This window comes from Nocardioides aurantiacus (assembly GCF_003752505.1).
GTDB lineage: Bacteria > Actinomycetota > Actinomycetes > Propionibacteriales > Nocardioidaceae > Marmoricola > Marmoricola aurantiacus.
Genome location: NZ_RKHO01000001.1, coordinates 1,498,155 through 1,522,278, shown reverse-complemented (window position 1 = coordinate 1,522,278; position 24,124 = coordinate 1,498,155). Strand labels below are relative to the sequence as shown.

Sequence of the window (24,124 nt, the reverse complement as noted above, 5' to 3'; positions counted from 1 at the left end):
TGCGTGCCGGTGAGCTGGACGCCTTCGAACACGTGTTCGCGATCTTATCGGACATCTTCAACACGGCCACCCGAGCACCGTACGTCGCACCACCGACAGCCCCGACCGAGGTCCGCGGCCGCCCCCTAGGCTGGGCGCCATGGCGAGCAGCATCGGCGACAGCGGTCCCTACTCCGGCGACGTCTCCCCCGGCGGTCCGCCGGACACCCGGGAGCTGGCCGGGCTGGTGGTCACCAAGCTGGCCGTCGACGAGAAGATGTCGAACAACTGCTACCTGCTGCGCTGTCGCGCCACCGACGAGCAGCTGCTCGTCGACGCCGCGGCCGAGCCCGAGCGGCTGCTCGAGCTGATCGGCACCACCGGGGTGACCCGGGTGGTCACCACCCACCAGCACTGGGACCACCACCGGGCGCTGGCCGACGTCGTCGCCGCGACCGGCGCGGTGACCGTGGCCGGCGAGCCCGACGCCGACGCCGTGACCGAGCAGACGGGCGTCACCGTCGACGACCGCGTCCGTCACGGCGACACCATCGAGGTGGGCGAGGCCCGCCTCGAGGTCATCCACCTCGTGGGCCACACGCCGGGCTCGATCGCGCTGCTCTACGACGACCCCCAGGGCACCCCGCACCTGTGGACCGGCGACAGCCTCTTCCCGGGCGGCGTCGGCAACACCTTCGGCGACGCCGACGCGTTCCGCACCCTCCTCGACGAGGTCACCACCAAGGTCTTCGACCGGCTGCCCGACGAGACGTGGTTCTACCCCGGCCACGGCAGCGACGGCACGCTCGGCGACGAGCGGCCCCACCTCGCGGAGTGGCGCGAGCGGGGCTGGTGACCCGGCGGCGCCCCTAGGTCGCCCACTCCCCCGTCGCCACGCCGAGCCCGTCCAGCAGGTCGCCGAGCGCGGCCCGGTCTCGACGGTCGACGAGCAGCAGCAGCCCGCGTCCCGGTGGCGCCGCCAGCCCGGCGAGCAGCGACTCCGCGCCGACCACGCGGCAGCCCGGCGGCTGACCGGCCGCGCCCAGCTCGGCGTAGGTGTCGCCCACCCCCACCAGCGAGCCGTCGGCCGAGACCCCCCACAGCACCACGAAGTGGCCGACGTCGAAGCCCGCCCCCGGGTCGAGCGCTCCGGTCCGCACGTTGGCCAGCACCCCGACGGGCGCGCCCCCCAGCAGGGAGACGAGCAGGGCCGCCAGCCCCGTGACCGTCAGCCCCGTCGCAGGCACGCCCACCACGTCGACGTCGGTCAGCGAGCGCACGGCGGTCGCGACCCCGGCGGCGTCGGTGCCGCTGTCGTCCACCGACGGTGCCTCCGGCAGGCGGTCCCAGCCGGTGCGCAGCAGCGGGGCGCCGGCGGGCCGCCAGGTGGCGACGTCCGCGGGCCACACCCGGGTGCCGGCGGCGACGGCGAGGTCGGTGGTCCCCGGCACCGCGTCGAGGACGGCGTGCAGCCCGACGTGGGCCGCGAACGGGCCGCAGAGCTGGTCGGGCTGGGGCAGCACCTCGCCGTGCCGCGCCAGGACCCGGTCGGCCCCGGGCAGCCTCAGTAGATCCATCGCAGCGACGCCAGCACCTCGTCGGGCGTGCGGTCGGCGGCCCAGGCGGCGTCGGCGTCGCGGCAGGCCACGAAGGCGCCCAGCAGGTCCTCGCCCAGCACCTCGCGCACGAGCGTGCTCGCCAGCAGGTGCTCCCGCTGCTCCTCGTGGGTCGTCGCGAGCGCGTGGATCCCCGCCTCGGCGCGGCGGGCGTCGTCCCAGCCGCCGACGTCCTCCTGCACCGGCACCGGGGGCTCCAGCCCCTCCTCCACGCCGGAGAGGCCGGCGGCCAGTGCCACGGCGAGGGCGAGGTAGGGGTTGGCCGAGGCGTCGCAGGCCTTGAGCTCCACGTTGGTGTGCTCGGGTCCGAGCAGCGGCGAGCCGGGCCCCAGCCGCAGCGCCGCCTCGCGGTTCTCCACGCCCCAGAAGCCGTAGGCCCCGGCCCAGTAGTGCGGCCGCCGGCGCAGCAGCGACCCCGTGCTGGGCGCGGTCACGGCCACCACGCCGGGCAGCTCGCGCAGCAGGCCCGCGAGGTAGCCCCGGCCGACCTGGGACAGGCCGTGCTCGCCGTCGCCGGTGAGTGCGTTGCGCCCCTCGCGCACAAGCGAGGAGTGCAGGTGCCAGCCGTTGCCGGCCGCCTCGGCCGACGGCAGCGGCGCCAGGCTGGCGCGCAGGCCGTGGGCGCGGGCGGCGGCGTGCACGGTCTGGCGCAGGAGCACCTGGGCGTCGGCGGCGGCCAGCGGGTCGCGGGCGTCGAGCGCGAGCTCGACCTGGGCGCCGCCGTACTCCGCGTGCACCTGCCCGACGCGCAGCCCGTTGCCCTCGACGTCGGCCAGCAGCCGCACCACGAACTCGTGGACGTCACGCACCGCGTTGGCGGAGTACGCCGGGCCACGGTGGGCCGGCACCAGGGCACCGTCGGGGTCCTCCCTCGAGAGGAACAGCTCGACCTCGAAGCCGGCCCGCGCCTCGAACCCCGCGTCGGCGAGCCGCTCGACCTGGCGGCGCAGCACGCTGCGCTGGCAGTAGGGCCACGGCGAGCCGTCCGCCGCCACCTGGCGTCCGTGCGCCCAGGCCAGGCCCGGCTCCCCCGCGAGGGCGACGACGTCGTCGGCCGTGGCGAGGTCGGGCACCAGCCGCACGTCGCCCGACGGCGTGGACAGGCCCTCGTGGGCGAAGGTGATGCCGTCGTGGCTGTCGAAGACCGCGAACGCGGCGGTGACCCCGACGCCGCGGTGGAGGGCGCCGGCCAGGTCGGTCACCGGCACGATCCGGGAGCGGACGATGCCGTTGTTGTCGACCCAGCCGACCTGCACGCCGTGGACTCCCCGGTCGCGCAGCCGCGCCGCGAGGGCGTCCGGGTCGACGGGCGCGGCGGCCGGGGGTGGGACGGGACGGTCGGGGGTCGGGCTCATGCGGGGAAACTACCGTCCGGGCCCGCCGGCGTGGGGCATCATCGCGACGTGGTCGACGTCCGCCTGGTGCCCCTGAGGGACGCGCACGTGCCCGACGTGCTGGCGGTGATGGCCGACCCCGACGTGCTGCGCTTCACCCGCACGCCGCACGTGGTCACCGAGGACTGGGTCCGCGGCTGGGTCGCGCGGTTCGACGGTCGCGACCGGCTGGCGTGGGCCGTGGTCGACCCCCACGACACCTTCCTCGGGTACGCCGTGACCGGACCCGTCGACCACGAGGGCGGCGAGGTCGAGCTGGGGTACGCCGTGGCGCCGTCGGCCCGCCGCCGGGGTGTGGCCACGGCGGCGCTGCTCGCGATGGCCCGCTGGGCCTTCGAGGAGGCCGCCCTGCAGCGCGTGACGGCGCTGGTCTCGACGGGCAACCCGGCCTCGTCGGCCGTCGCCCGTCGGGCCGGCTTCACCCTGGAGGGCGTGCTGCGCTCGGTCCACCACCGCGACGACGAGCGGGTCGACCTGGAGTGCTGGTCGCTGCTGCCCCACGAGCTGGCCGCGACCTAGGGTGCCGGCCGACGGGCAGGGAGCGGCAGGTCCGGCAGATCGCGCGTCAGCGCTCCGAGCGGTCTGGGCAGGCGTGGTCTACCCCGCCTGCCCTCCCCCTCGCCGGACCCCGCCCCGAGGTCTAGCGTCGTGGGAGGGAGGCAGTCCATGCACGTGCGCGAGCTGGTCCGGCAGCACTACGGCAGGAACGACCTCGTCGACGGCGTGCTGGAGGCGCTGCGCGGCGCCGGCACCGACGTCGACCACCTCGCCGCCCCCGACCTCTACCCGGCCGACCAGCTGCACGCCGGCGGCGCTCCGGCCACGGCGCACCTCGTGGAGCGGCTCGGTCTGGCCCGCGGCACCCGGCTGCTGGACGTCGGCTGCGGCCTCGGTGGTCCGGCGCGGCTCGCCGCCGGGGCGGGTGCGGACGTCACCGGCGTCGACCTGACGGCGGAGCTCGTGGAGGCGGCCACCGCGCTGTCCTCCCGGGTGGGGCTCGGCGACCGGACCCGGTTCGCCACGACCCCGGCCGAGCGGCTGCCCCACGCCGACGGGGTCTTCGGGGCCGCGATGATGGTGCACGTCGGGATGAACCTGCCGGACAAGGGCGCAGTCTTCGCCGAGGTCCACCGCGTGCTGGAGCCCGGGGCGCCGTTCGGCCTCTACGAGCAGGTGCGCACCGGTACGGGCAGGCTGACCTACCCGCTCCCCTGGGCCGAGGACCCCCGCTCCTCGTTCGTCGAGGACGTGGGGGACTACACCGCGGCGCTCCTCGACGCCGGCTTCACCGTCGAGGCCGTCGAGGACCGGACGGCCCAGGCCTGGGGTCCGCCACCCCCCGGCGGCGTCACCCCCGCGGCGGTCTTCGGCCCCGCCTTCGGCGAGCGGATCGCGAACAACGTGGCAGCGACACGGGCCGGTCTGCTGGGCGCCGTCGTGCTCCTGGCCCGAGCCTGAGCCGCAGGACCCGCCGACAGCCCGCACCTGGGCGGCCGTGGGCGGGCGCTGGCCCCGTGGGGCCCCGACCTGCTGGGCCTCGACGGCGACCTGGTGCAGCTGGGGGAGCCGGACGGCGTCGACGCCTCCCGAGCGCGGGCACCGGCCTCAGGCCAGGGTCTCGGCCACCCGCCGCACCTCGTCGGGCGAGGTCAGGCTGAGCAGCAGCATCGTGACGCCGGCCGCCTCCCACTCCGCGACGCGCTCGCGCACCTTGGCGGCGTCGCCGACGATGTGCAGCTGGTCGACGAGCTCGTCGGGCACGAGCGCGGCCGCCTCGTCCTTGCGGCCCTCGAGGTAGAGCTCCTGCACGTCGCGGGCCAGGTCGGCGTGGCCCATCCGCACGAACACCTCGTGGTGGAAGTTCTGCCCCTTGGCCCCCATCCCGCCCATGTAGAGCGCCACGGACGGCTTCAGCGCGGCGTACACCGGACCCGGGTCGTCGGTGACCTCGAGGTGGCAGGTCGCGGCGATCTCGAACGTCGCCGCCGTGCGCCGCGCCCCCGGGCGGGCGAAGCCCTCGGCCAGCCAGGGGCGGTAGAGGTCGGCGGAGGCGGGCGAGAAGAACAGCGGGAGCCAGCCGTCGGCGATCTCGGCGGCGAGGGCGACGTTCCTCGGTCCCTCGGCCCCCAGCCAGATCGGCAGGTCGGCGCGGAGCGGGTGCACGATCGAGCGCAGCGGCTTGCCCAGCCCGGTCGACCCCTCGCCGGCGTACGGCAGCGGGTGGTGGGGGCCGTCGTTGGTGACCGGGGCCTCGCGGGCGAGCACCTGCCGGACGATGTCGACCACCTCGCGGGTACGGGCGAGCGGCTTGGCGAACGGCGCGCCGTACCAGCCCTCGACGACCTGGGGGCCGCTCACGCCCATGCCGAGCACCACCCGGCCGCCGGAGAGGTGGTCCAGGGTGAGGGCGTGCATCGCGATGCTCGTCGGCGCCCGGCCCGACAGCTGCACGATGCTCGTGCCGAGCCGCAGCCGCTGCGTCTCACGGCCCCACCACGCCAGCGGGGTCAGGGCGTCGGACCCCCACGCCTCGGCGGTGAAGAGCGCGTCGAAGCCCGCGTCCTCGGCGGCGGCGACCAGCTCGGCCGTCCCGGACGGGGGCTGCGCGCCCCAGTAGCCCAGCTGCAGTCCCAGGTCCATGGCCCCACCCTGCCAGGGCTAGAAGCCGGGGAGCACCGAGAGCGCCGACCGGGCGCGCTTGAGCACCAGGCTCGCACCGGCCCGGACGGTCGCCGGGGCGTGCAGCTCGTCGAGGAGGGGTGCCCGCGAGCGGGTCCACTCCGCGTCGCTGGGCAGCGGCGCCTCGGGGGTGCTGCCCGGCTCGCCGAAGGCCCGGGCCATCGCCTCCCGGATGCCCAGCAGCGGCCGGCCGTCGCGGGGCTCCCAGGTGTGACCGGGGCGGCAGACCATGTCGTGGCGCAGGCTCTGCACCAGCGAGGAGACGGTCCAGAACGGCGCCGCGACCATCGCGGCCGCACCCAGGCTGACCAGCGAGGACGGCACCGAGACGATCGGGATCCGGATGCGCAGCAGGCCGGCCGCGCGGGAGCACTCGGCGAGCAGCCGGGCGTAGGGCAGCACGCTCGGGCCGCCGATGTCGACCGCGCCGGTGAGCCGGTCGTCCGCGAAGGCCTCCACCATCGCCCGGAGCACGTCGGTCACGGCGATCGGCTGCACCCGGTACTCGAGCCAGGTCGGCACCGGCTGCACGACCAGCAGGGTGGCGAGCTGGCGGATCACCTCGAAGGAGGTCGAACCGGCGCCGACCACGACGCCGGCACGCAGCGAGACCACCGAGCACGTCGGCGACGCGGCCTCGGCGAGGATCTCCTCGACCTCCAGGCGCGAGGAGATGTGGCCGGACAGGTCCTGGGTGGGCACGTCGGGGACGAGCCCGGAGAGGTAGACCACGCGGGTGACGTCGCTCGCGAGGACGGCGTCACGCACCGTCTCGGCGCCGACCCGGTCGCGGTCCTCGAAGGAGCGGCGGTCCAGGGAGTGCACGAGGTAGCAGACCCCGTCGACGTCCTCGAGCGCGTCGGCCACCTGGTCGACGTCGGTGACGTCGCAGCGACGCCACTCCACGTCGTGGCCCCACGCGAAGCGGTCGGGGCGGGGCTGGGAGGAGGACGCGGCCACGACCTCGTGGCCGGCCTCGAGGAAGGCGGGGACGAGCCGCGACCCGACGTACCCGGAGGCACCGATCACCAGGAGGCGCATCAGCGCTCACCCAGGTGACGCAGCAGGTTGCGGGAGAAGGCGACGCCCATGCCGCTCATCACCGTGACCATCGCACCCTCGACCGGGACGCGGGCCACCCGGGGGAACGGCAGCTCGACACTGACCTCGATGTCGATCGACAGGCGGGTGCCGCCGTCGCGGCCCTCGAGGTGGTACTCCCCGCGGACCTGCGTCTGCTGGTCGGGGTGGTCCGGGTGCGGGGCGTAGCTGATGCGGTCCGGCTCGTCGAAGTGCATCTGCTCCACGAAGGTCGAGCCGATCGACTTGCCGAGCACCGGCACGCGGGTGACGTGCCAGGTCCAGGTGTCGCCGTCGGCGTCGATGCGCTGGAGGTACGGCGTCAGGCGCGGCAGCAGCTCCGGGTTGGTCAGCGCCGCCCAGACCTCCTTCGGGGAGGACCGCACCGTGGCGGCGGACTGCTTGCTGGCGGTGAAGCGGGTCATCGTGCTCCTCGTCGTCGGCGGTGGGGTCGGACGACCGGACCGTCCGCCCCAACCTAGCCGGGGCCCGCAGGCACCCACGGCTAGCGTCGGTGCATGACCACGGTGACGCTGCGCGCCTCGGGAACCGCCCCTGCCGACCTCGCCTGGGAGCGGTACGCCGACCCGGCGCTCTGGTCGACCTGGTCGCCGCAGATCCAGCGCGTCGACGTCGACGTGCCGCGGCTGGTCACCGGGGCGACCGGCACCGTCCGCGCCGGGCTGCTCCCCCACCCCACCGTCGGGATCCCCTTCACCGTGCTGGAGGTGGACGAGGCCGCCCGGACCTGGGCCTGGGAGGTGCGCCTCGGCCCGCTCCCCGGGCTGCCGCACCTGCACCTCGAGCACGGGGTCGAGGCCACCACCGGGGGCTCGGCGACCTGGCTGGTGGTCACCGGCGCGCTGCCGGTCGTGGCGGCGTACGCCCCGCTGGCGCGGCTGGCGCTCTCCCGCCTCGTGTCGCCCTAGTCCGGTCGCGCGCCGCGGCGTACCATGACGATCCCCACACCGGGGCGTCGGAGGGAGACGGTCGTGCCGAGCTGGTTCTGGATCTCGCTGTGGGTGCTGCTGATCGCCGTCGTCGCCGTCCTCTACGTGCGCGAGAAGCGCAGTGGCCGCCGGATCGGCGAGGGTGACCGCCAGGTCCACGAGGCCGTCCGCCAGGCAGAGGCCGACGCGGCCGTGCGCGGACCCAACGGCGGCGGCCAGACCTGGCTCTGAGCCTCGGGCCGGCCGCCCGGCCAGCAGCCGTGGGTGTGTGTGACCCGCCGCCCCCCGGGGTACGTCGCACACGGCCCGGCTCCCGTCGACCGTCCTGGTCCGGGAGGCCCCGGGCCGCGCGACCCAGCACCGAGGAGCAGACGTGAGCACACACGAGCCGACCGCCGAGATCGGCCTGACCGGCCTGGCCGTGATGGGCAGCAACCTGGCCCGCAACATCGCCCGCCACGGTCACACCATCGCGGTGCACAACCGTTCGACCGAGAAGATGACCCGGCTCCTGGAGGAGCACGGCGACGACGGCGACTTCGTCGGGTCGGAGTCCCTCGAGGACTTCGTCGCGAGCATCCGCCAGCCCCGCGCGATCATCATCATGGTCAAGGCGGGCGAGGCCACCGACGCCGTCATCGACGACCTGGTCCCGCTGCTCGACGAGGGCGACATCGTCGTGGACGGCGGCAACGCCCACTTCGCCGACACCCTGCGCCGTCAGGAGGCCCTGGAGAAGAAGGGCCTGCACTTCGTCGGGATGGGCGTCTCCGGCGGCGAGGAGGGCGCGCTCCACGGGCCCTCGATCATGGTCGGCGGCTCCGAGCACGCCTACGCGACCCTCGGCCCGGTCGTCGAGGACATCGCGGCGCAGGTCGACGGCACGTCGTGCGCGACCCACGTCGGTCCGGACGGCGCCGGCCACTTCGTCAAGATGGTCCACAACGGCATCGAATACGCCGACATGCAGCTGATCGCCGAGGCCTACGACGTGCTCCGCAACGTCCTGGGCAAGGAGCCGGCCGAGCTCGCCGAGGTGTTCCGCGAGTGGAACGAGGGCGACCTGGACTCCTTCCTGATCGAGATGACCGCCGACGTGCTGGCGCACACCGACGCCGCCACCGGCCGGCCCTTCGTCGACGTGGTCGTCGACGCCGCCGAGCAGAAGGGCACCGGCCGCTGGACGGTGCAGAGCGCGCTCGACCTCGGCGTCCCCGTCACCGGCATCGCCGAGGCGACCTTCGCCCGCAGCGTCTCGGGCCACGTCGAGCAGCGCGAGGCCGCGCGCGCGGTGTTCTCGCAGACCAGCGACACCCCGGGCGTCGACGACGAGGCCGGGTTCGTCGAGGACGTCCGCGCCGCGCTGTACGCCGCCAAGGTGGTCGCCTACGCCCAGGGGTTCGACCAAATCGTCGAGGGCAGCAACCAGCACGGCTGGGACGTCTCCCCCGGCGACCTGGCCACCATCTGGCGCGGTGGGTGCATCATCCGGGCCAAGTTCCTCGACCGGATCCGCGAGGCCTACGAGGCCGAGCCCGACCTGACCACCCTGATGACCCAGGAGTACTTCTCCCGGGCGCTCAAGGAGGGCGAGGCCGGGTGGCGCCGCGTCGTCGTGGCCGCCACGCAGGCCGGGATCCCGGTGCCGGCGTTCGCCTCGTCGCTGTCCTACTTCGACGCGCTGCGGCGTGACCGCCTCCCGGCCGCGCTGATCCAGGCGCTGCGGGACAACTTCGGTGCCCACACCTACGCCCGCACCGACCGCGAGGGCAGCTTCCACACGCTGTGGGCCGGCGACCGCTCCGAGGTCGACGCCTGAGCCGACCGGGCTAGAGCGCCCGCCAGCCGGCCTCGTCGTGCACCGCCGTCCCGGCGTACGCCGCGTCGCCGGCCAGGGCGGCGTCCACCCCCGCGAGCGCCGTCGCCAGCGCCCCCGCCCCCTGGCCCCAGAAGGTCTGCTTCTGGGCCACGGGGTCGGTGCCGAGGAAGCGGGTCTCGACGGCCAGCCGGCACGGCTTCCCCGCCGCGGTCGCCGTCGCCAGCACCGGGCGGCCGAGGTCGGTGATGCTGTCGGGGCCGGTCACGGTGTCGCGGTAGGTCATCGCGGTGAGGGCGTCGACGCGACGCGCCACCGCGGCGTCGAGCGCGACGCCCTCGGCGGTGGGCACGGTGTGCAGCCAGAACGCCACGTCGACCTCGAGCGGCAGCGTCGTGGCCGCACCCACCTCGTCGAGCAGCCGCAGGTAGCCCGCGACCACGCCCGCCCGGTCGGTGTCCCACGCCGGGTGCAGCCACGGCTCGACGTCGAGGTGCACGCCGTCGAAGAGCCCGGTGGCCAGCGCGTCGCGCTGCCAGGCCACCGCCTCGGCCGGGCGGTCGATCCACTCCGTGGCCGAGCCCAGCGCCGCCACCCGGATCCCCGCCTTGTGGGCCCGGCGCGACACGTCCCGCACCCAGGCGAGGTCGGTGGAGGTCGGCAGCGAGCGGGGCACGGCGACGAACAGCTCGCCGACCCGCTGCTTGGTCGCCCACGTGACCAGCGGGCCGGGCGCGGGCCGGCCCCAGACCCAGGTGGCACGGGTCGGCGGGCTCGCCGCACCGGCGGGCTGGGCGCCCCCGGCGACGACCGTCGCCACGACGGCGGCGAGCACCAGGGCGACCACCCCGGGTCGGACGGGCCGGGCAGGACGGCGGGTGACGGGCACGACGGGCTCCTCGGGGGACCGACGGGCGACCCCGTCGCGGCCACGCTAGACCCGGTGAGGCTCCGGTGCCGGCGTACGACGAGACCCGGCGGGCCGTCGGGCCCACCGGGTCTCGTCAGGTGCGGGAGCAGGCTCCCGGTCGGATCAGCGCGAGGCGTCCGCCGCGCCGGTCTCGCTCGCGCTGCCGGTGGTGGTGATCTCACCGGCGGCGTTCTCGAGGTGCGCCCGGACGAACCACTGGAACTTCTCCAGCTCGGCGGTGTGCGCGATGACGATGTCCTCGGTGATCGGGTCGAGGTCGCCGAGCTCGGCGATCGCGTCGCGGTTGGAGGTCACCACGCCGCGGTAGACGAGGTCGAGCGCGCCGAGGTGGGCGGCCACGGTGTCGCGGCGCAGGGCGTAGTCGTCCCAGTCGCGGACCCGGGCGATGTCGCCGGTGGTGCCGCCGGGCGAGCCGCCCATGGTCGCGATCCGCTCGGCCACCTCGTCGGCGAAGCCGCGGACGAGCTCGACCTGGGGGTCGATCATCTCGTGGACGGCGATGAAGTTGGGGCCGACGACGTTCCAGTGCACGTGCTTGAGGGTCAGGTGGAGGTCGTTGTACGCCGCCAGGCGGTACTGCAGCAGGTCGATGACCCGGGTGCTCTGGTCGGTGTCAAGGCCGGGGGTGGTGTAGCTGATGTCGGGCACGACAGTTCCTTCCACGCGTTCTTCGTCGGTGAGACCCCTGTGTACCCAGCGGTTCAATCTTGACCCGTTCAGTTCTGGACGGCCGGGTCGCGACGCGCCCGGGGCGGCCCCGGTCGGCGTGGGATTGCTCATACCCGCGCTCGGAACGCCGCTGCTAGCGTCCCGCGCATGCGCAGCGCCAAGGACTTCTTCGCCCCGCTCGCGGTCGGTGCCCCGGCGCCGCTGCGCGAGATCCCCGCCCGGCCGAGCCGGGCCATCCACTTCTTCGACCCGAGCAACCCCAAGATGGCCGCCAAGGTCCCCGACATGGTCGGCTCCGTCGACGTGCTGCTCGGCAACCTCGAGGACGCCGTCAAGGCCGACAACAAGCTTGCCGCGCGCCAGGGCCTGGTCGACATCGCCCGCGCGACCCCCGACCTCGGCGGCGGTCGGGGCCCGACCCAGCTGTGGACCCGCGTCAACGCGCTGGACTCACCCTGGGGCCTGGACGACCTGACCACGCTGGTCACCGAGATCGGCGACCGCCTCGACGTCGTCATGGTGCCCAAGGTCCAGGGTGCCGAGGACATCCACTACGTCGACCGGCTGCTCGCGCAGCTGGAGGCCAAGGCCGGTCTCGACCGGCCGATCCTGGTGCACGCGATCCTCGAGACCGCCCGCGGCATGGTCAACGTCGAGGAGATCTGCGGCGCCTCGCCGCGGATGCAGGGCCTCTCGCTCGGCCCGGCCGACCTCGCCGCCGACCGACGGATGAAGACCACGCGCGTGGGCGGTGGCCACCCCGGCTACCTCGTCCGCCAGGACCCGGTCGACGGCGACATCGAAGGGTCGCGGCCGACCTACCAGCAGGACCTGTGGCACTACACGATCGCCCGCATGGTCGACGCCTGCGCGATGCACGGCATCTACCCCTACTACGGCCCGTTCGGCGACATCACCGACGTGGTGGCGTGCGAGGACCAGTTCCGCAACGCCTTCCTGCTGGGCTGCGTCGGCACCTGGTCGCTGCACCCGAAGCAGATCGCCATCGCCAACCGGGTGTTCTCCCCCGCCCCGGAGGACGTTGCCCACGCGCGGCGCGTCGTCGAGGCGATGGGCGACGGCACGGGCGCGGTGATGCTCGACGGCAAGATGGAGGACGACGCCTCGCTCAAGCAGTGCCTCGTCATGGTCGAGCTCGCCGAGCAGCTGGCCGCGATCGACCCCGCGCTGAAGGAGCAGTACGACGCGATCGTGACGGAGGCCTCGCGATGACCGACGCGCCCGAGCAGTTCCGCCCCCGCCGCTCCGTGCTCTACATGCCCTCCTCCAACAAGCGCGCCCTGGAGAAGGCCAAGTCCCTGCCGTGCGACGGGCTGATCCTCGACCTCGAGGACGCCGTCGCCCCCGACGCCAAGGCCTCGGCCCGCGAGGCGGCCGCCACGGCCGCCGCGTCGGGCGAGTACGGCCGGCGCGAGCTCACCATCCGCGTCAACGGCGCCGACACCGAGTGGCACGACGACGACCTGCGCGCCGCGTGCGAGGCCGGACCCGACGCCATCGTGGTGCCGAAGGTCGCCTCCGCCGAGGCGGTCCACACCCTCGTCGACGCCCTCGAGCGCCACGGCGCCCCCGACCGCACCTCGCTATGGGCGATGGTCGAGACGCCGTACGCGATGCTGCACGCCGAGGAGATCGCCGCCGCCTCCGAACGGCTCACCGTGCTGGTGATGGGCACCAACGACCTCGTCAAGGAGCTGTACGCCGAGCACGTGCCCGGTCGCGCGCCCCTGCTGACCGGCCTCTCGCTCGCGCTGCTCGCCGCCCGCGCCACCGGCAAGGCGATCCTCGACGGCGTCTACAACGACGTGAAGGACACCGACGGCTTCCTCGCCGAGTGCCGCCAGGGCCGCGAGATGGGCTTCGACGGCAAGACGCTCATCCACCCCGGGCAGGTCGAGGGCGCCAACACCGCCTTCGCGCCGAGCGCCGAGGCCGTGGAGGACGCCCGGGGCGTCCTGCAGGCGTGGGAGGACGGACGGGGCTCGGGCGTGGTGACCTACCGCGGCAAGATGGTCGAGAACCTCCACGTCGAGTCGGCCCAGCGCACCCTGACGATGCACGAGGCGATCCAGGCGCTCGAGGGCTGAGCCCCTCAGCCCACCTGGGCCAGCAGCTGCTGGTGGAACTCCCGCACCAGGTGGGCGCCCCACAGCGACGGGTCCTCGCGCAGCACCCGGTCCTCGCGGAGCAGCACCACCCGCCAGCCCGCGTCGGTGAGCCGGGCCAGGTCGTCGGTGGCGACCTCGGCCCGGTCGAGCTGGCCCGACAGCACGGCCCCGAACTGGCGGTCGGCCAGGCCGAGCGCCAGCCGGACCAACCGGTCGCCCGCTCGGACGAGGAGCCCCGGCGTGGGCGTCGGCAGCGCGGCTCGGTGCCAGCCGAGCCGCAGCACCGACTCCCCCGCCGTCACCGCCCGCCCGTCGGCCGCCGCGGCCAGCTCGCGCAGCCGGACCGCCCCGGTCCGTCCCGACCAGCGGGCCAGCTCGGCCAGCAGCTCGGTGTGCCGCAGGCCCCCGGTGCGCAGCAGCCGGTCCATCACCACCGCTGCGAACGCCTCCGGCCCGCCCCGCCCGAGGTCGACGGCGGTGCGCAGCGGCGAGGTGACTACCAGCGGCCCGAGGCGCACCAGGTCGCGGTCCTCCCACGCCGGTGCGCTGCGGTGGCGGGCGCCGGGGGTCGGCGTACGGCGGCGCAGGTCCAGCGGCACCGGACCCTGCTCCCACCCGGCAACGTCCACCCCGTGCAGCCAGGCCGCCGTCCGGTCGACCACGAGCACGTCGTCGCGCGCCTCGCCCGCTGCCAGCGCGACGGCCGCGACACGGACCGCGGGCACGTCGACGAGCGCGGCTGCGGCGTACACCCCACGGACCAGCCGGACCAGCTCGCCGCGCTTCAGCAGCCGCTCGAGGGCACGTCGCTCCACCCCGGCCTGGCGCGCCGCCTCGCGGGTGAACGGACGGTCGAGCGGCAGCGTGCTGGGCACGGCGGGTAGGTCGAGCGGCTGGTCACGAGGGGCCGCCGCCGGGCGGCGATCGGGGTGCGGGTCCACGACGACCAGCCTGCGCGCGACTGGCCGCGACGTCGAACGACGATCCACAGGCTCGGGCGCGGCTGTGGACGTGCCGGTGCGCGGAGCGATCCGTCGTGTGCCGGCCACCGCGCCCCGACGTACGCCGCGCCGCCGACTCGTCAGCCTTCTCCGGGACCTGTCAGCCGTCACGACACCTGACACGTCCCCAGTTCCCCGGACGTCCGGGGAACCAGCAGCCGCCTACCCCTCCGGGAGGTAGCCCCCCCGGTGGAAGAGGAGGGGGGCGGAGGTGGTGGGCGAGCCGAGGCCCAGGTCGAGGACGTGGCCGATCACGACGTCGTGGTCGCCGGCGGGGTGGACGGCCTCGATGCGGCAGTCGACGTGGGCGAGGGTGCCGGCGACGACCGGGGAGCCGGAGACGCCGGGGCGCCAGTCGACGCCGGTGAACTTGTGGGGGCCCCGGACCGCCATCGCCTCGGCCAGGGGCTGCTGGTCGGCGGCGAGGACGTTGACGCAGAAGTGGCCCGAGGCGCGCACGCGGGGCCAGGTGCTGGAGGTGCGGGAGACGCAGAACAGCACCAGCGGCGGCTCGAGCGAGACGCTGCTGAAGGACTGGCAGGTCAGGCCGACCGGCTCGCCCTCGTGCACGGCGGTCACCACGGTCACGCCGGTCGCGAACCGACCGAGCACGTCGCGCTGGTGCCGGGCGTGGACGGCGCCACGGTCGTCACCGGGCACCGGCGTGTGGTCACCGAGCCACAACCCGAAGTCGTCCTCGCCCGCACTACCCGAGGGGCCGTCCGAGGAGCCGTCCACGGCGCGGTCCACCGGGTCACCCATCGAGCCGCGCACCGGAGAGCGAGGCGACGAACTCGAGCTTGTCGAGGACCGGCCCGGGGATGACGAAGGGGTAGAGGTCGTCGTGGCCCATGCTGCGGTTGATCATGTTCAGCGCGATCGCGAGCGGCACCCAGGTGCCCACCACGACGTCGCGGAACGAGTCCTGGGCGGTGCGCGGGCCCGGCAGGGCCAGGCCGTACTCCGAGGCCGTCTCGATGGTGTCGCAGATGTGCAGGTAGTGCGCCCAGGTCTCCGCGAAGTCCTCGAACGGGTGCATCGTGGCGTACGCCGAGATGTGCGAGGACTCCCAGTCCTCCGGCGGCCCCTCGGCGTAGTGCCGGTCGAGCTCGGCCTGGTAGTCGGCGCTCTCGTCGCCGAACAGCTCCCGCGACCGGGCGATCCGCTCCTGCCCGCGCACCAGCTGCCACTCGAAGTAGTGGCCCGACTCGTGCCGGAAGTGGCCCAGCATCGTGCGGTAGGGCTCGTCGAGCTGGGCCCGCAGCTTCTCGCGGTGCGAGGCCTCGGTCTCGGCGAGGTCGATGGTGATGACGCCGTCGGCGTGCCCGATGGTCACCGACTCCGCCACGCTGCTGAGCAGGTCGAAGGCCAGGCCGTCCTGCGGGTCGGTGTGCTTGTCCACGACGGGGAAGCCGAGCACGTCGAGCTCCGCGACGAGGTGGCGCTTGGCCCGTTCGGCGTCCCAGAACTGCCGCAGCCCGACGGCGTCGGAGTCGTGGGGGCGGGTGCGGGTGAGGTCGCACGCCGAGCACTGCGCACCCTCGGTGGAGGCCAGCCAGGTGCAGCCCGAGAGCCCCAGGTTGCGGCACACCGTCCAGGTCGTGCCGTCCGCCGCGGTGTAGCGACCGTCCTGGTCGACCGGCACCACCTCGCGCTCGTCGCGGGAGAAGGCGAGCCGGCTCCCGCAGGACACGCACTGGGAGTTCTCGAAGTGGAGCGGGTTCTCGCACACCCGGCAGCGGTACGACCTCACTCGTCTCACGTTCCCACACCGCGCCGCGCCACGCGTCCGCGGGCTGTGGCGCGCAGCACGGGCTGCTTGACTGACGCCGTGAGCACCCCGGACCCCCTGGCCGACTGGACGCGCGGCGAGCACACCCACGACGGCACCACCCACCCCGTCTACCGCCGCGGCAGCGGGCCCGGCGTGGTCGTGGTCCACGAGATCGCGGGGATGACGCCGGAGGTGGTCGCGTTCGCCGACGAGGTCGTGGCGGCCGGGTTCACCGTCGTGCTCCCCCACCTCTTCGGTACGCCGGGCAAGCCGGTCGGCGTCGCGTACGCGCTCGACACCCTGCGACGCGTCTGCGTGAGCCGTGAGTTCACGACCCTGGCGACCGGGCAGACCACGCCGATCGCCGGGTGGCTGCGCAGCCTGGCCCGCGAGCTCCACGGGGAGCTCGGCGGCCCCGGTGTCGGCGCCCTGGGGATGTGCTTCACGGGCGGCTTCGCGCTGGCCATGATGGTCGACACCTCGGTGGCCGCCCCGGTGCTGGCCCAGCCGAGTGCACCGTTCCCGGTCAGCCCGGGCCGCTCGCGCGACGTCAACCTCAGCCCCGAGGACCTCGCGGTGGTCAAGGACCGTGCCGCCGCGGGCTGCCAGGTGCTCGGGCTGCGCTACCGCCAGGACCCCGCCGTGGGCCGGCGGTTCGAGACCCTCACCCGCGAGCTCGGCGAGGCGTTCCTCAAGGTCGAGTTCGAGGGCCGCAAGCACTCGACCCTGACCCTGCACCGCCAGCAGGAGGGCGTCGACCGGGTGCTCGCCTTCTTCGAGGAGAAGCTGCGCGGCTAGAGGTCCGCGACGAACTCCGCGAAGCCCTCCGGCGCCCGCGCCACTGCACGGCCCGAGGTGAGCACCGGGGAGGCCGCGGAGGCCACCCACGGCACGCCGGCGGCCCGCATCCGGGCCACGAGGTCGGCGTCCTCACCGGTCGGCAGCGGCGCGAACCCGCCCACCGCGTCGTGCGCGGCCAGCGTGAACCCCAGGTTGGCGCCGTGGACGTGCTCGTGGCCGTCCCCGAGCTGGTGCACCGCCAGCCACCGGCCGAGCCGGTCGGCGGAGAGGCCCACGGGACGCACCGTGCCGGTCAGCAGCGCGGCCCCGTCGGCGGCGACCCGGGCGTGGTGCACCAGCCAGTCCGGGGGCACCGCGGAGTCCGCGTCGGTCGAGGCCACCCACACCCGCTCGGGTGGCAGGTCGCGGTGGGCGGCACGCACCCGGTCGACCCCGGCGGCCCGGGCCCGACCCACGCAGCCCAGCCCGACCTGCACGGTCTCCAGCCACCCCCACCCCGTGGCCGTACGACGCGCCAGGTCGGCCGAGGAGTCCGTGCAGCTGTCCAGCACCAGCGTGGCCGCCACCCGCACCGCGGGACGGGCGCGACGCAGCCCGTCCACCGCCCGGGCCAGCGCGAGCAGGTGGCCGGCGAGCAGCAGCTCCTCGTCGCGCGCCGGCACCACGACGTGCACGGCCAGCGGGCCGGGCCGGACGTCCGCGGCGGTCACCGCCCGGGGTCCGGCCAGGACGCGTCGGCGCTGTGCACGCGGATCTCCACGTCTCGGTCGGCGTACGTCGCCTGCAGCGGCAGGTCGAGGCGCGCCGCCACCCGGGCGTGCACGGCCGGACCGTCGAGCGGCCACCCCTCGACCGGGTGCCGCCAGTGGCACAGCACGACGACGCCGTCGGGGTCGAGGCTGTCGGCCGCCCGGTCGACGAGGCGGTCCAGGGCGAGCGGGCTGAGGAAGTAGCCGACCTCGGAGACCACGACGAGGTCGAAGCGCCCGCCCGGCCAGCGCGCGGGGACGTCCAGTCCCAGCACGTCGGTGCCGGGGGCGTCGGCCAGGCGGGTGCGGGCCGCGCGCAGCGCGGCCGGCGACCGGTCCACGGCGACGAGGGTGGAGGTGCGCGTGGCCAGGCTCTGTGCCAGCGACCCGGTCGAGCAGCCCACCTCGAGGGTGCGACGGAAGCGTGCTCGCGGCAGGGCGGCGAGCACGAGGTCGCGCTTGCGCTTCTCGTACCACCGGCTCTCCACGCCCCACGGGTCCGCGTCCTGCTCGTGGACGCTGTCGAGGGCGTCGTCGGGGCACTCGGTGGACGGCGTGACCAGCAGGTGCTCGACGGTGCCGGCGAAGTGCTCCAGCAGCTCGGGGCCGAGCAGGGTCCCGTCCCCCGGCTCGTCGGACAGCGGCGCCACCTGGCTGCGGTGGCTGGCGATCGCGCGCTGCTTGGCCTGGGCCTCGGGCCCGGTGAGCGTGAGCGGCCGCAGCCGCGACCAGGGCGCCTGGGCCGGCGTGCCCCAGTGCCAGAACCAGACGGGGTACTCCCACAGCGTCGCGTCCGTACGCCGCGCCGCCGCGGCCGCGGCCCGTCCCGCGGCCTCGTGGTCGGGGTGGCCGTCCTCGCGCCAGGGTGCGGCGAGGACGGTCCGCTCGCCCGCTCCCCCGGCGACGACGAGCTCCACCAGCCGCCGCGTCAGCTGCTCCTGGTGGTCGGCCAGGTCACCGTCGGGCAGCTGCAGCCGCACCAGCTGCGCCTCGCCCACCCCCAGCTCGAGCGCCGCGGCCCGGGCCTCGTGGGCCCGCACCGCCGCGAGCTGCTGCGGGGTCGTGCTCGGCGAGTCGGGGTGGCTGCCCTCCCCGTCGGTGGCGCACACCAGGTGCACGCAGACCCCGGCGTCGCGCGCCGCGGCCACCAGGCCCCCGGCGCCCAGCGACTCGTCGTCGGGATGCGCGGCCACCACCACGAGGTGGTGCACGCCACGGAGGTCCAGCGGTTCGCCCGCCGCCCACCCGGGGTGCGCGCGCCAGTCGCGGGCCGAGGTGCCCGGCCCGACGTGGGTGAACTCGTGCGGCGTCGGCACCCTCACCACCACCGCTCCGCGTCGGGGGCGGCATCGAGCACCAGCGAGCCCAGCCGGGCCAGGTCGCGCTCGGCGTGGTGCTGGCGCAGGTAGAGCCCGAGGTCGGCCACCCGTCGGGCGTGCGGCTCCTCGGTGGCCAGCGGCCCCGGTCCCAGCGCGCGACCGACCCGGTCGAGCACCTCGGCGGCCGCGTCGGCGACCTGCTGGCGCACGCGGGTGGTGACGAGCTCCGCGCGGGCGGTGTCGGGCCGGGTGTCGGCGAGGTCGGCCGCCGCCGCCAGCGAGCCGCGGGCGCCGTCCAGGACGGCGTCGACCGCGCCGAGGTGGGCCAGCGCGAGCTGGTCGGGCTCGCGTCGCTCGGCGGACTCGCGCAGCCGGCGGGCCACGCCCACGGCCCCGCCGAACCACACGGCCGCGACGCCGGCGCCACCCCAGGCGAAGCCGGGGCGGGTGAGGTACCAGTCGGGGTCCCCGACCGGCGTCGCGGGCACGCCGTCGAGGCGCAGGCCGGTGCTGCGCACGGCGGCCAGGCCGCGCGCCACCCAGCCGCCGGTGGCCTGCCGGGCCACCCCGGCGGCGCCCAGGTCCACGGCGAACAGCCCGCGGCGGGTCTCGTCGACCCAGGCCGTCACCAGGGCGTGGTCGACGTGGTCGGCCAGGGAGCACCACGACTTCTCGCCGTCGAGCACCCAGCCGTCGGGGGCCGGCCGTGCCTCCAGCCGGCGGGGACCCTCCGCGGCGTACACGCCCCAGGTCGCGTCGTCCGGGGCGTCGGGAGCGGTCGAGCCCGCGGCCGCCGCCTCCGCGAGGACCGCGAGGGCGTCGAGGTGGGGCTCGACCACGCGCGCGACGGTGAGGTCGACCGCCCCGAGCGTGGCCAGCGCCTCCCACAGCCCGACGGTGTCGCCGGCGGCGGGCAGCGGCAGCGTGCGGCCCAGCAGCACCGCCAGGTCGAGGGCCGCGGTGAGGTCGGGACCGGCCGGGTCGGCGTACGCCGCGCGCACGGCGTCCTCCACGAGCGCACCCAGCACGGGGGACGCCGCTCGCCCCTGGCTCAGCCGGACGGGGGTGGGGGGCACCGGGTCACTCCTCGGGCTGGGGCGCCGCACGGACGCACGACGTGCCGACGCTAGCCCTGACCACCTGGCCCCGACCTCCCCCACAGGGGTGGGGCGTACGGCGTCCGCCGGTGGCCGTCACCCCCCTGGACTATCGTGGCCCCCATGTCCACCCCGGCTCCGGAGCGCACCCCCGGGAGCGACGTCGTCCGCGTCGCGATCATGAACGACTACGAGGTCGTGGTGCAGGGGGTGCACCGGATGCTCGAGCCGTTCGCCTCGCGCGTGCAGGTCGTCGAGCTCGACAGCGGCGTCCCCGTCAGCAGCCCCGTCGACGTGCTGCTCTACGACGCCTTCACCCGCGAGCGCGCGGTCGGTCCGGTCGCCGAGGTGCTCGCGACCACGGCCGCCCCGGTCGTGATCTACACCTGGCACCTCGACCCCCAGCTGGTGCAGGAGTGCCTCGACCTGGGCGTGGCCGGCTGCCTGAGCAAGACCTCCGGCGCCGACGAGGTCGTCGACGCCCTGGAGAAGGTCGCCGCCGGCTCCGTGGTGGTCAGCCAGGCCCCCGAGGACGCCGAGGCCACGATCAGCGCCGGCGACTGGCCCGGCCGCGGGCTGGGCCTGAGCGCGCGGGAGTCCGAGGTGCTCGCGCTGATCGCCCAGGGCCTGTCCAACCAGGAGGTGGCGTCGCGCGCCTACCTCTCGATCAACTCGGTGAAGACCTACATCCGCTCGGCCTACCGCAAGATCGGCGTGCAGCGCCGCAGCCAGGCGGTGCTGTGGGCGGTCCGCCACGGGTTCAACCCCGACGAGACCCGCACCGTCCTCGACCCGCCGGGCGCCGTCACCGGGATCCGCTAGGTCCGGTCGCCCGCCAGGTGCTCCAGGGCGACGCGGTAGCCGTCGACGCCCTGCCCCACCACCTCGTGGGCCGCGTGCGGCGTCACGTGGGAGGTGTGCCGGAACTCCTCCGGCCGGTTCTTGGGGTCGCTGATGTGGACCTCGACCAGGGGTGCGGTCAGCTGCGCGCACGCGTCGTAGAGGGCCAGCGAGTAGTGCGTCCACGCCGCCGCGTTGAGCACCACCGGCGTGCCGTCGTCGGCCGCCTGGTTGAGCCAGTCGAGCAGCACCCCCTCGTGGTTGGTCTGTCGGACCTCGACGGCCAGCCCGAGGTCGTGGCCCCACTGCTCGCACAGGCCGACCAGGTCGGCGTACGTCGTGTGGCCGTAGATCTCCGGCTGCCGCTTGCCCAGCCGCCCCAGGTTGGGCCCGTTGAGCACCAGCACGGTCGTGGGCCCGGTGCCGGTCGTGGTCCCGGTCGTGGTCTCGGTCATGGCGTCGCCCTCCGGACGTGGTCGTAGGCCGCGCGCAGCGCGTCCTCCTCGGGCCCCGCGAGCACCGTCGGCCGCGCCAGCCCGTCGAGCACGAGGAACCGCAGCCGGTCACCGCGGGCCTTCTTGTCGACCCGCATCGTGGCCAGCAGCTCCTCGAAGCCCAGGTCGTCGGCGCCGACGTCGGCGAGGCGCACCGGCAGCCCGACGGACCGCAGCACCTGCTCGTGGCGGTCGGCCGTGGCGGCGTCGAGGCGCCCGACCCGGCGGGCGAGCTCGGCGACGTAGACCATGCCCAGCGCCACCGCCTCGCCGTGGCGCACGCGGTAGCCGGTGCCGCGCTCGATGGCGTGCGCCAGGGTGTGGCCGTAGTTGAGCGCCTCGCGGCCCGGGTGGCCGTCGCGGCCGCCGGTCTCGCGCAGGTCGTCGACGACGACGCCGACCTTGACCCCGATTGCGCGCTCCACCAGCTCGCGCAGCGCGGGCGTGGCGGGATCGAGCGCTGCGTCCGGGTCGGCCTCCACCAGGGCCAGGATCTCGGGGTCGGCGATGAAGCCGCACTTGAGCACCTCGGCCAGGCCGGCGACCAGCTCGGGCCGCGGCAGCGTGACCAGGGCGTCGAGGTCGCACAGGACACCCGCCGGCTCGTGGAAGCTCCCCACGAGGTTCTTGCCCGCGCCGGTGTTCATGCCGGTCTTGCCGCCCACGGCGGCGTCCACCATGGCCAGCAGGGTGGTGGGCACGTGGACGACGGGGACGCCGCGCAGCCAGGTGGCGGCGATGAAGCCGCCCATGTCGGTGGTCGCGCCGCCGCCGACGGTCACCACCGCGTCGGAGCGCGTGAACCCGGCCTCGCCGAGCGCCTCCCAGGCCTCCGCGGCGACGACGGCGGTCTTGGCGTGCTCGCCGTCGGGCAGCGGCAGGTCGAGCACCTCGAGGCCGTCGAGCTGGTCGCGCACCCGGGCCACCAGGTCACCGAGGCCGGGCGCGTGGCACAGCGCCACCCGTCGTACGCCGGGACCCAGCAGGTCGCGCACCCGGGCCAGCACGTCGTGCCCGACCACCACGTCGTACGGCGCCGCGCCGCCGACGTGCAGCACCGTCGCCGCGGTCGCCTCAGCCACGGGAGCCCTCCAGCCGGGCCAGCACCTGCTCGACGACCTGGTCGACGTCGAGCCCGTCGGTCTCCACGACGTGGACGGCCACGGACTCGTAGACCGGGGTGCGCTCGTCGATCAGCTGCTTGATCCGGCCGCGCACGTTGCCCAGCAGCATCGGCCGGGAGACCCCGAGCCCGACCCGCGAGGCGGCGTCGCCGAGGCCCACGCGCAGGAAGACGACCTCGTGGCCGGCCAGCAGGGCGCGGGTGCTCTCGTCGGTCACCGCACCACCGCCCAGCGCGAGCACGCCGTCGTGGCCGGACAGCGCCTCGGCCACCGCCTCGCGCTCGAGCCGGCGGAAGTGCGCCTCGCCCGAGTCGACGAAGATGTCGGAGACCGAGCGGCCCTCGCGCTCCTCCACGTCGTGGTCGGAGTCGCGGAACGGCACGCCCCAGCGCTCGGCCAGGCGACGGCCCACCGTGGTCTTGCCGGCGCCCATGGTGCCGACGAGGACGACCCGCGGCCGGGTGGCCTCGTTGCTGCCGGTGCTCACCGGAACCGCAGCGTGTCGAGGTAGCTCCCGACGTTGCGCCGGGTCTCCCCCACGCTGTCGCCGCCGAACTTCTCCACGACCGCGTCGGCCAGCACCAGCGCCACCATCGCCTCGGCGACGATGCCGGCGGCCGGGACCGCGCAGACGTCGGAGCGCTGGTGGTCGGCGACCGTGGCCTCGCCGGTGGCGACGTCGACGGTGCGCAGCGCCCGGGGCACGGTCGCGATCGGCTTCATCGCGGCGCGCACGCGCAGCACCTCGCCGGTCGACATGCCGCCCTCGGTGCCACCTGAGCGTCCCGACGTACGCCGCAGGGCACCGTCCTCGGTGACGATCTCGTCGTGCGCGAGCGACCCGGGCGTGGCCGCGAGCTCGAAGCCGTCGCCGACCTCGACGCCCTTGATCGCCTGGATGCCCATCAGCGCGCCGGCCAGGCGCGCGTCGAGGCGCCGGTCCCAGTGCACGTGGGACCCCAGGCCCGGCGGCAGTCCGTGGACCACGACCTCGACGACGCCACCGAGGGTGTCGCCGTCCTTGTGGGCCTGGTCGATCCGCTCGACCATCTGCTGCGAGGCGTCCGGGTCCAGGCAGCGCACCGGGTCCTCGTCGAGCCGCGCGACGTCGTCCGGGCCGGGGACCGAGCCGGCCGGCGCGGGCACCCCGCCGAGCTCGACGACGTGGGAGACCAGCCGGGCGCCGGTGGCCTGCTCGAGGAAGGCCGAGGCGACGCGGCCGAGCGCCACGCGGGCCGCGGTCTCGCGGGCCGAGGCACGCTCGAGCACGGGACGCGACTCGGTGAAGTCGTACTTCTGCATCCCGACCAGGTCGGCGTGGCCCGGACGGGGACGCGTCAGCGGGGCGTTGCGGGCCAGGGCCTCGAGCTCGACCGGGTCCACGGGGTCGGCCGACATCACCTTCTCCCACTTGGGCCACTCGGTGTTGCCGACCTCGATGGCGACCGGGCCGCCCTGGGTCTCGCCGTGGCGGACGCCTCCGGTGACGCGCACCTGGTCCTGCTCGAACTTCATCCGGGCGCCGCGGCCGTAGCCCAGCCGGCGGCGGGCCAGGGCGTCGGAGATGTCCTCGGAGGTGACCCGGACGTGGGCGGGGAGGCCCTCGAGGATCGCGGTGAGGGAGGGTCCGTGGGACTCCCCCGCAGTGAGCCAGCGCAACATGGCGCCAGTCTCCCACGTGG

At 75.2% G+C, this 24,124-nt stretch carries 27 protein-coding genes; 10 read left to right on the top strand and 17 right to left on the bottom strand.

The window, feature by feature from the left end:
• Positions 1 to 139 precede the first annotated feature (139 nt).
• Complete coding sequence (locus EDD33_RS07255) at positions 140 to 835, top strand: MBL fold metallo-hydrolase (RefSeq protein WP_056538721.1); 696 nt, start codon at positions 140 to 142, stop codon at positions 833 to 835.
• A gap of 13 nt (positions 836 to 848) precedes the next feature.
• Here the strand turns inward: EDD33_RS07255 and EDD33_RS07250 are convergent, their stop codons facing one another.
• Positions 849 to 1,556, bottom strand: coding sequence for a DUF6885 family protein (locus tag EDD33_RS07250; protein ID WP_123389733.1), 708 nt, complete (start codon positions 1,554 to 1,556; stop codon positions 849 to 851).
• Positions 1,544 to 2,950: a type I glutamate--ammonia ligase gene (locus EDD33_RS07245; RefSeq protein ID WP_123389732.1), complete on the bottom strand. Its 1,407-nt coding sequence runs from the start codon at positions 2,948 to 2,950 to the stop codon at positions 1,544 to 1,546. The genes EDD33_RS07250 and EDD33_RS07245 overlap by 13 nt, the downstream gene beginning before the upstream one ends.
• Positions 2,951 to 2,998: 48 nt before the next feature.
• Between EDD33_RS07245 and EDD33_RS07240 the strand changes: the two genes are divergently transcribed.
• Both EDD33_RS07240 and EDD33_RS07235 read left to right on the top strand, forming a co-directional pair.
• The gene (locus EDD33_RS07240; RefSeq protein ID WP_170169723.1) at positions 2,999 to 3,508 is read left to right on the top strand and encodes a GNAT family N-acetyltransferase; all 510 of its coding nucleotides are present in this window, start codon (positions 2,999 to 3,001) and stop codon (positions 3,506 to 3,508) included.
• 147 nt (positions 3,509 to 3,655) lie between these two features.
• On the top strand, positions 3,656 to 4,447 hold the full coding sequence (locus tag EDD33_RS07235) for a class I SAM-dependent methyltransferase (RefSeq protein ID WP_123389731.1): 792 nt from the start codon (positions 3,656 to 3,658) through the stop codon (positions 4,445 to 4,447).
• Positions 4,448 to 4,594: 147 nt separating this feature from the next.
• On the opposite strand, the gene EDD33_RS07230 is transcribed toward EDD33_RS07235, so the two are convergent.
• Genes EDD33_RS07230 through EDD33_RS07220 form a run of 3 tightly spaced genes read right to left on the bottom strand, consistent with a single transcriptional unit; the run spans position 4,595 to position 7,173 of the window.
• A complete protein-coding gene (locus tag EDD33_RS07230; RefSeq protein WP_123389730.1) occupies positions 4,595 to 5,629 on the bottom strand; it encodes an LLM class F420-dependent oxidoreductase in 1,035 nt (344 codons plus the stop codon).
• Between the two features lie 18 nt (positions 5,630 to 5,647).
• A complete protein-coding gene (locus tag EDD33_RS07225) occupies positions 5,648 to 6,709 on the bottom strand; it encodes an NAD-dependent epimerase/dehydratase family protein (protein WP_123389729.1) in 1,062 nt (353 codons plus the stop codon).
• Positions 6,709 to 7,173 carry an SRPBCC family protein gene (locus tag EDD33_RS07220; protein ID WP_123389728.1) on the bottom strand — a complete coding sequence of 155 codons (465 nt, stop codon included), beginning with the start codon at positions 7,171 to 7,173 and terminating at the stop codon, positions 6,709 to 6,711. Before EDD33_RS07220 ends, EDD33_RS07225 begins: the two co-directional genes overlap by 1 nt.
• A 93-nt stretch (positions 7,174 to 7,266) precedes the next feature.
• Here EDD33_RS07220 and EDD33_RS07215 point away from each other — a divergent pair, with 93 nt between their 5' ends.
• The 3 genes from EDD33_RS07215 to gndA all read left to right on the top strand — a co-directional run bounded on the left by EDD33_RS07215 (position 7,267) and on the right by gndA (position 9,517).
• Positions 7,267 to 7,677 (top strand): SRPBCC family protein, encoded by a 411-nt coding sequence (locus tag EDD33_RS07215; RefSeq protein WP_123389727.1) that lies wholly within the window; start codon positions 7,267 to 7,269, stop codon positions 7,675 to 7,677.
• Between the two features lie 63 nt (positions 7,678 to 7,740).
• On the top strand, positions 7,741 to 7,929 hold the full coding sequence (locus tag EDD33_RS07210; RefSeq protein WP_123389726.1) for a hypothetical protein: 189 nt from the start codon (positions 7,741 to 7,743) through the stop codon (positions 7,927 to 7,929).
• Between the two features lie 142 nt (positions 7,930 to 8,071).
• Positions 8,072 to 9,517, top strand: coding sequence for an NADP-dependent phosphogluconate dehydrogenase (gndA, locus tag EDD33_RS07205; RefSeq protein WP_281274128.1), 1,446 nt, complete (start codon positions 8,072 to 8,074; stop codon positions 9,515 to 9,517).
• Between the two features lie 10 nt (positions 9,518 to 9,527).
• On the opposite strand, the gene EDD33_RS07200 is transcribed toward gndA, so the two are convergent.
• Both EDD33_RS07200 and EDD33_RS07195 read right to left on the bottom strand, forming a co-directional pair.
• The gene (locus tag EDD33_RS07200; protein ID WP_123389725.1) at positions 9,528 to 10,403 is read right to left on the bottom strand and encodes a hypothetical protein; all 876 of its coding nucleotides are present in this window, start codon (positions 10,401 to 10,403) and stop codon (positions 9,528 to 9,530) included.
• Positions 10,404 to 10,547: 144 nt separating this feature from the next.
• Positions 10,548 to 11,093: a Dps family protein gene (locus EDD33_RS07195; RefSeq protein ID WP_246003409.1), complete on the bottom strand. Its 546-nt coding sequence runs from the start codon at positions 11,091 to 11,093 to the stop codon at positions 10,548 to 10,550.
• Positions 11,094 to 11,261: 168 nt separating this feature from the next.
• Between EDD33_RS07195 and EDD33_RS07190 the strand changes: the two genes are divergently transcribed.
• Positions 11,262 to 12,347, top strand: coding sequence for an HpcH/HpaI aldolase/citrate lyase family protein (locus tag EDD33_RS07190; protein ID WP_123389723.1), 1,086 nt, complete (start codon positions 11,262 to 11,264; stop codon positions 12,345 to 12,347).
• Positions 12,344 to 13,222, top strand: a complete 879-nt coding sequence (locus EDD33_RS07185) for an HpcH/HpaI aldolase/citrate lyase family protein (RefSeq protein WP_123389722.1) — start codon at positions 12,344 to 12,346, stop codon at positions 13,220 to 13,222. Before EDD33_RS07190 ends, EDD33_RS07185 begins: the two co-directional genes overlap by 4 nt.
• 5 nt (positions 13,223 to 13,227) lie before the next feature.
• Here EDD33_RS07185 and EDD33_RS07180 read toward each other — a convergent pair whose 3' ends face one another.
• From EDD33_RS07180 to EDD33_RS07170, 3 genes are all read right to left on the bottom strand, one after another.
• The gene (locus tag EDD33_RS07180; RefSeq protein ID WP_170169722.1) at positions 13,228 to 14,184 is read right to left on the bottom strand and encodes a type IV toxin-antitoxin system AbiEi family antitoxin domain-containing protein; all 957 of its coding nucleotides are present in this window, start codon (positions 14,182 to 14,184) and stop codon (positions 13,228 to 13,230) included.
• A gap of 222 nt (positions 14,185 to 14,406) precedes the next feature.
• On the bottom strand, positions 14,407 to 14,994 hold the full coding sequence (locus tag EDD33_RS07175) for a flavin reductase family protein (protein WP_246003408.1): 588 nt from the start codon (positions 14,992 to 14,994) through the stop codon (positions 14,407 to 14,409).
• Positions 14,995 to 14,998: 4 nt separating this feature from the next.
• The gene (locus EDD33_RS07170) at positions 14,999 to 15,976 is read right to left on the bottom strand and encodes a zinc-binding metallopeptidase family protein (protein ID WP_246003407.1); all 978 of its coding nucleotides are present in this window, start codon (positions 15,974 to 15,976) and stop codon (positions 14,999 to 15,001) included.
• A 99-nt stretch (positions 15,977 to 16,075) separates the two neighbouring features.
• Between EDD33_RS07170 and EDD33_RS07165 the strand changes: the two genes are divergently transcribed.
• Complete coding sequence (locus EDD33_RS07165; protein ID WP_170169721.1) at positions 16,076 to 16,816, top strand: dienelactone hydrolase family protein; 741 nt, start codon at positions 16,076 to 16,078, stop codon at positions 16,814 to 16,816.
• Here the strand turns inward: EDD33_RS07165 and EDD33_RS07160 are convergent.
• The 3 genes from EDD33_RS07160 to EDD33_RS07150 are packed head-to-tail and all read right to left on the bottom strand — an operon-like array spanning position 16,813 to position 19,963.
• Positions 16,813 to 17,529 (bottom strand): glycosyltransferase family 2 protein, encoded by a 717-nt coding sequence (locus tag EDD33_RS07160; RefSeq protein ID WP_123389718.1) that lies wholly within the window; start codon positions 17,527 to 17,529, stop codon positions 16,813 to 16,815. The two genes, EDD33_RS07165 and EDD33_RS07160, sit on opposite strands and share 4 nt — an antisense overlap.
• Positions 17,526 to 18,884, bottom strand: coding sequence for a PIG-L family deacetylase (locus EDD33_RS07155; RefSeq protein WP_170169720.1), 1,359 nt, complete (start codon positions 18,882 to 18,884; stop codon positions 17,526 to 17,528). Before EDD33_RS07155 ends, EDD33_RS07160 begins: the two co-directional genes overlap by 4 nt.
• Before the next feature lie 2 nt (positions 18,885 to 18,886).
• A complete protein-coding gene (locus tag EDD33_RS07150; protein ID WP_211332453.1) occupies positions 18,887 to 19,963 on the bottom strand; it encodes an acyl-CoA dehydrogenase family protein in 1,077 nt (358 codons plus the stop codon).
• A gap of 144 nt (positions 19,964 to 20,107) precedes the next feature.
• On the opposite strand from EDD33_RS07150, the gene EDD33_RS07145 reads away from it, so the two are divergent.
• Positions 20,108 to 20,806 carry a response regulator transcription factor gene (locus tag EDD33_RS07145; protein WP_211332452.1) on the top strand — a complete coding sequence of 233 codons (699 nt, stop codon included), beginning with the start codon at positions 20,108 to 20,110 and terminating at the stop codon, positions 20,804 to 20,806.
• Here EDD33_RS07145 and EDD33_RS07140 read toward each other — a convergent pair.
• From EDD33_RS07140 to aroC, 4 genes are read right to left on the bottom strand one after another with little or no spacing between them, the layout of a single operon-like run.
• On the bottom strand, positions 20,803 to 21,279 hold the full coding sequence (locus EDD33_RS07140) for a type II 3-dehydroquinate dehydratase (RefSeq protein WP_123389715.1): 477 nt from the start codon (positions 21,277 to 21,279) through the stop codon (positions 20,803 to 20,805). The genes EDD33_RS07145 and EDD33_RS07140 overlap by 4 nt on opposite strands.
• Positions 21,276 to 22,400, bottom strand: coding sequence for a 3-dehydroquinate synthase (gene aroB, locus EDD33_RS07135; protein WP_123389714.1), 1,125 nt, complete (start codon positions 22,398 to 22,400; stop codon positions 21,276 to 21,278). The genes EDD33_RS07140 and aroB overlap by 4 nt, the downstream gene beginning before the upstream one ends.
• A complete protein-coding gene (locus tag EDD33_RS07130; RefSeq protein ID WP_342773598.1) occupies positions 22,393 to 22,929 on the bottom strand; it encodes a shikimate kinase in 537 nt (178 codons plus the stop codon). Before EDD33_RS07130 ends, aroB begins: the two co-directional genes overlap by 8 nt.
• On the bottom strand, positions 22,926 to 24,104 hold the full coding sequence (gene aroC, locus EDD33_RS07125; RefSeq protein WP_123389713.1) for a chorismate synthase: 1,179 nt from the start codon (positions 24,102 to 24,104) through the stop codon (positions 22,926 to 22,928). Before aroC ends, EDD33_RS07130 begins: the two co-directional genes overlap by 4 nt.
• Positions 24,105 to 24,124 lie beyond the last annotated feature (20 nt).

Excerpts from the sequence above, each read along its gene's own strand:
- EDD33_RS07255 (WP_056538721.1), top strand. The coding sequence starts at position 140 with ATGGCGAGCAGCATCGGCGACAGCGGTCCCTACTCCGGCGACGTCTCC.
- EDD33_RS07250 (WP_123389733.1), bottom strand. The coding sequence starts at position 1,556 with ATGGATCTACTGAGGCTGCCCGGGGCCGACCGGGTCCTGGCGCGGCAC.
- EDD33_RS07245 (WP_123389732.1), bottom strand. The coding sequence starts at position 2,950 with ATGAGCCCGACCCCCGACCGTCCCGTCCCACCCCCGGCCGCCGCGCCC.
- EDD33_RS07235 (WP_123389731.1), top strand. The coding sequence starts at position 3,656 with ATGCACGTGCGCGAGCTGGTCCGGCAGCACTACGGCAGGAACGACCTC.
- EDD33_RS07230 (WP_123389730.1), bottom strand. The coding sequence starts at position 5,629 with ATGGACCTGGGACTGCAGCTGGGCTACTGGGGCGCGCAGCCCCCGTCC.
- EDD33_RS07225 (WP_123389729.1), bottom strand. The coding sequence starts at position 6,709 with ATGCGCCTCCTGGTGATCGGTGCCTCCGGGTACGTCGGGTCGCGGCTC.
- EDD33_RS07220 (WP_123389728.1), bottom strand. The coding sequence starts at position 7,173 with ATGACCCGCTTCACCGCCAGCAAGCAGTCCGCCGCCACGGTGCGGTCC.
- EDD33_RS07215 (WP_123389727.1), top strand. The coding sequence starts at position 7,267 with ATGACCACGGTGACGCTGCGCGCCTCGGGAACCGCCCCTGCCGACCTC.
- EDD33_RS07190 (WP_123389723.1), top strand. The coding sequence starts at position 11,262 with ATGCGCAGCGCCAAGGACTTCTTCGCCCCGCTCGCGGTCGGTGCCCCG.
- EDD33_RS07185 (WP_123389722.1), top strand. The coding sequence starts at position 12,344 with ATGACCGACGCGCCCGAGCAGTTCCGCCCCCGCCGCTCCGTGCTCTAC.
- EDD33_RS07145 (WP_211332452.1), top strand. The coding sequence starts at position 20,108 with ATGTCCACCCCGGCTCCGGAGCGCACCCCCGGGAGCGACGTCGTCCGC.
- EDD33_RS07140 (WP_123389715.1), bottom strand. The coding sequence starts at position 21,279 with ATGACCGAGACCACGACCGGGACCACGACCGGCACCGGGCCCACGACC.
- aroC (WP_123389713.1), bottom strand. The coding sequence starts at position 24,104 with ATGTTGCGCTGGCTCACTGCGGGGGAGTCCCACGGACCCTCCCTCACC.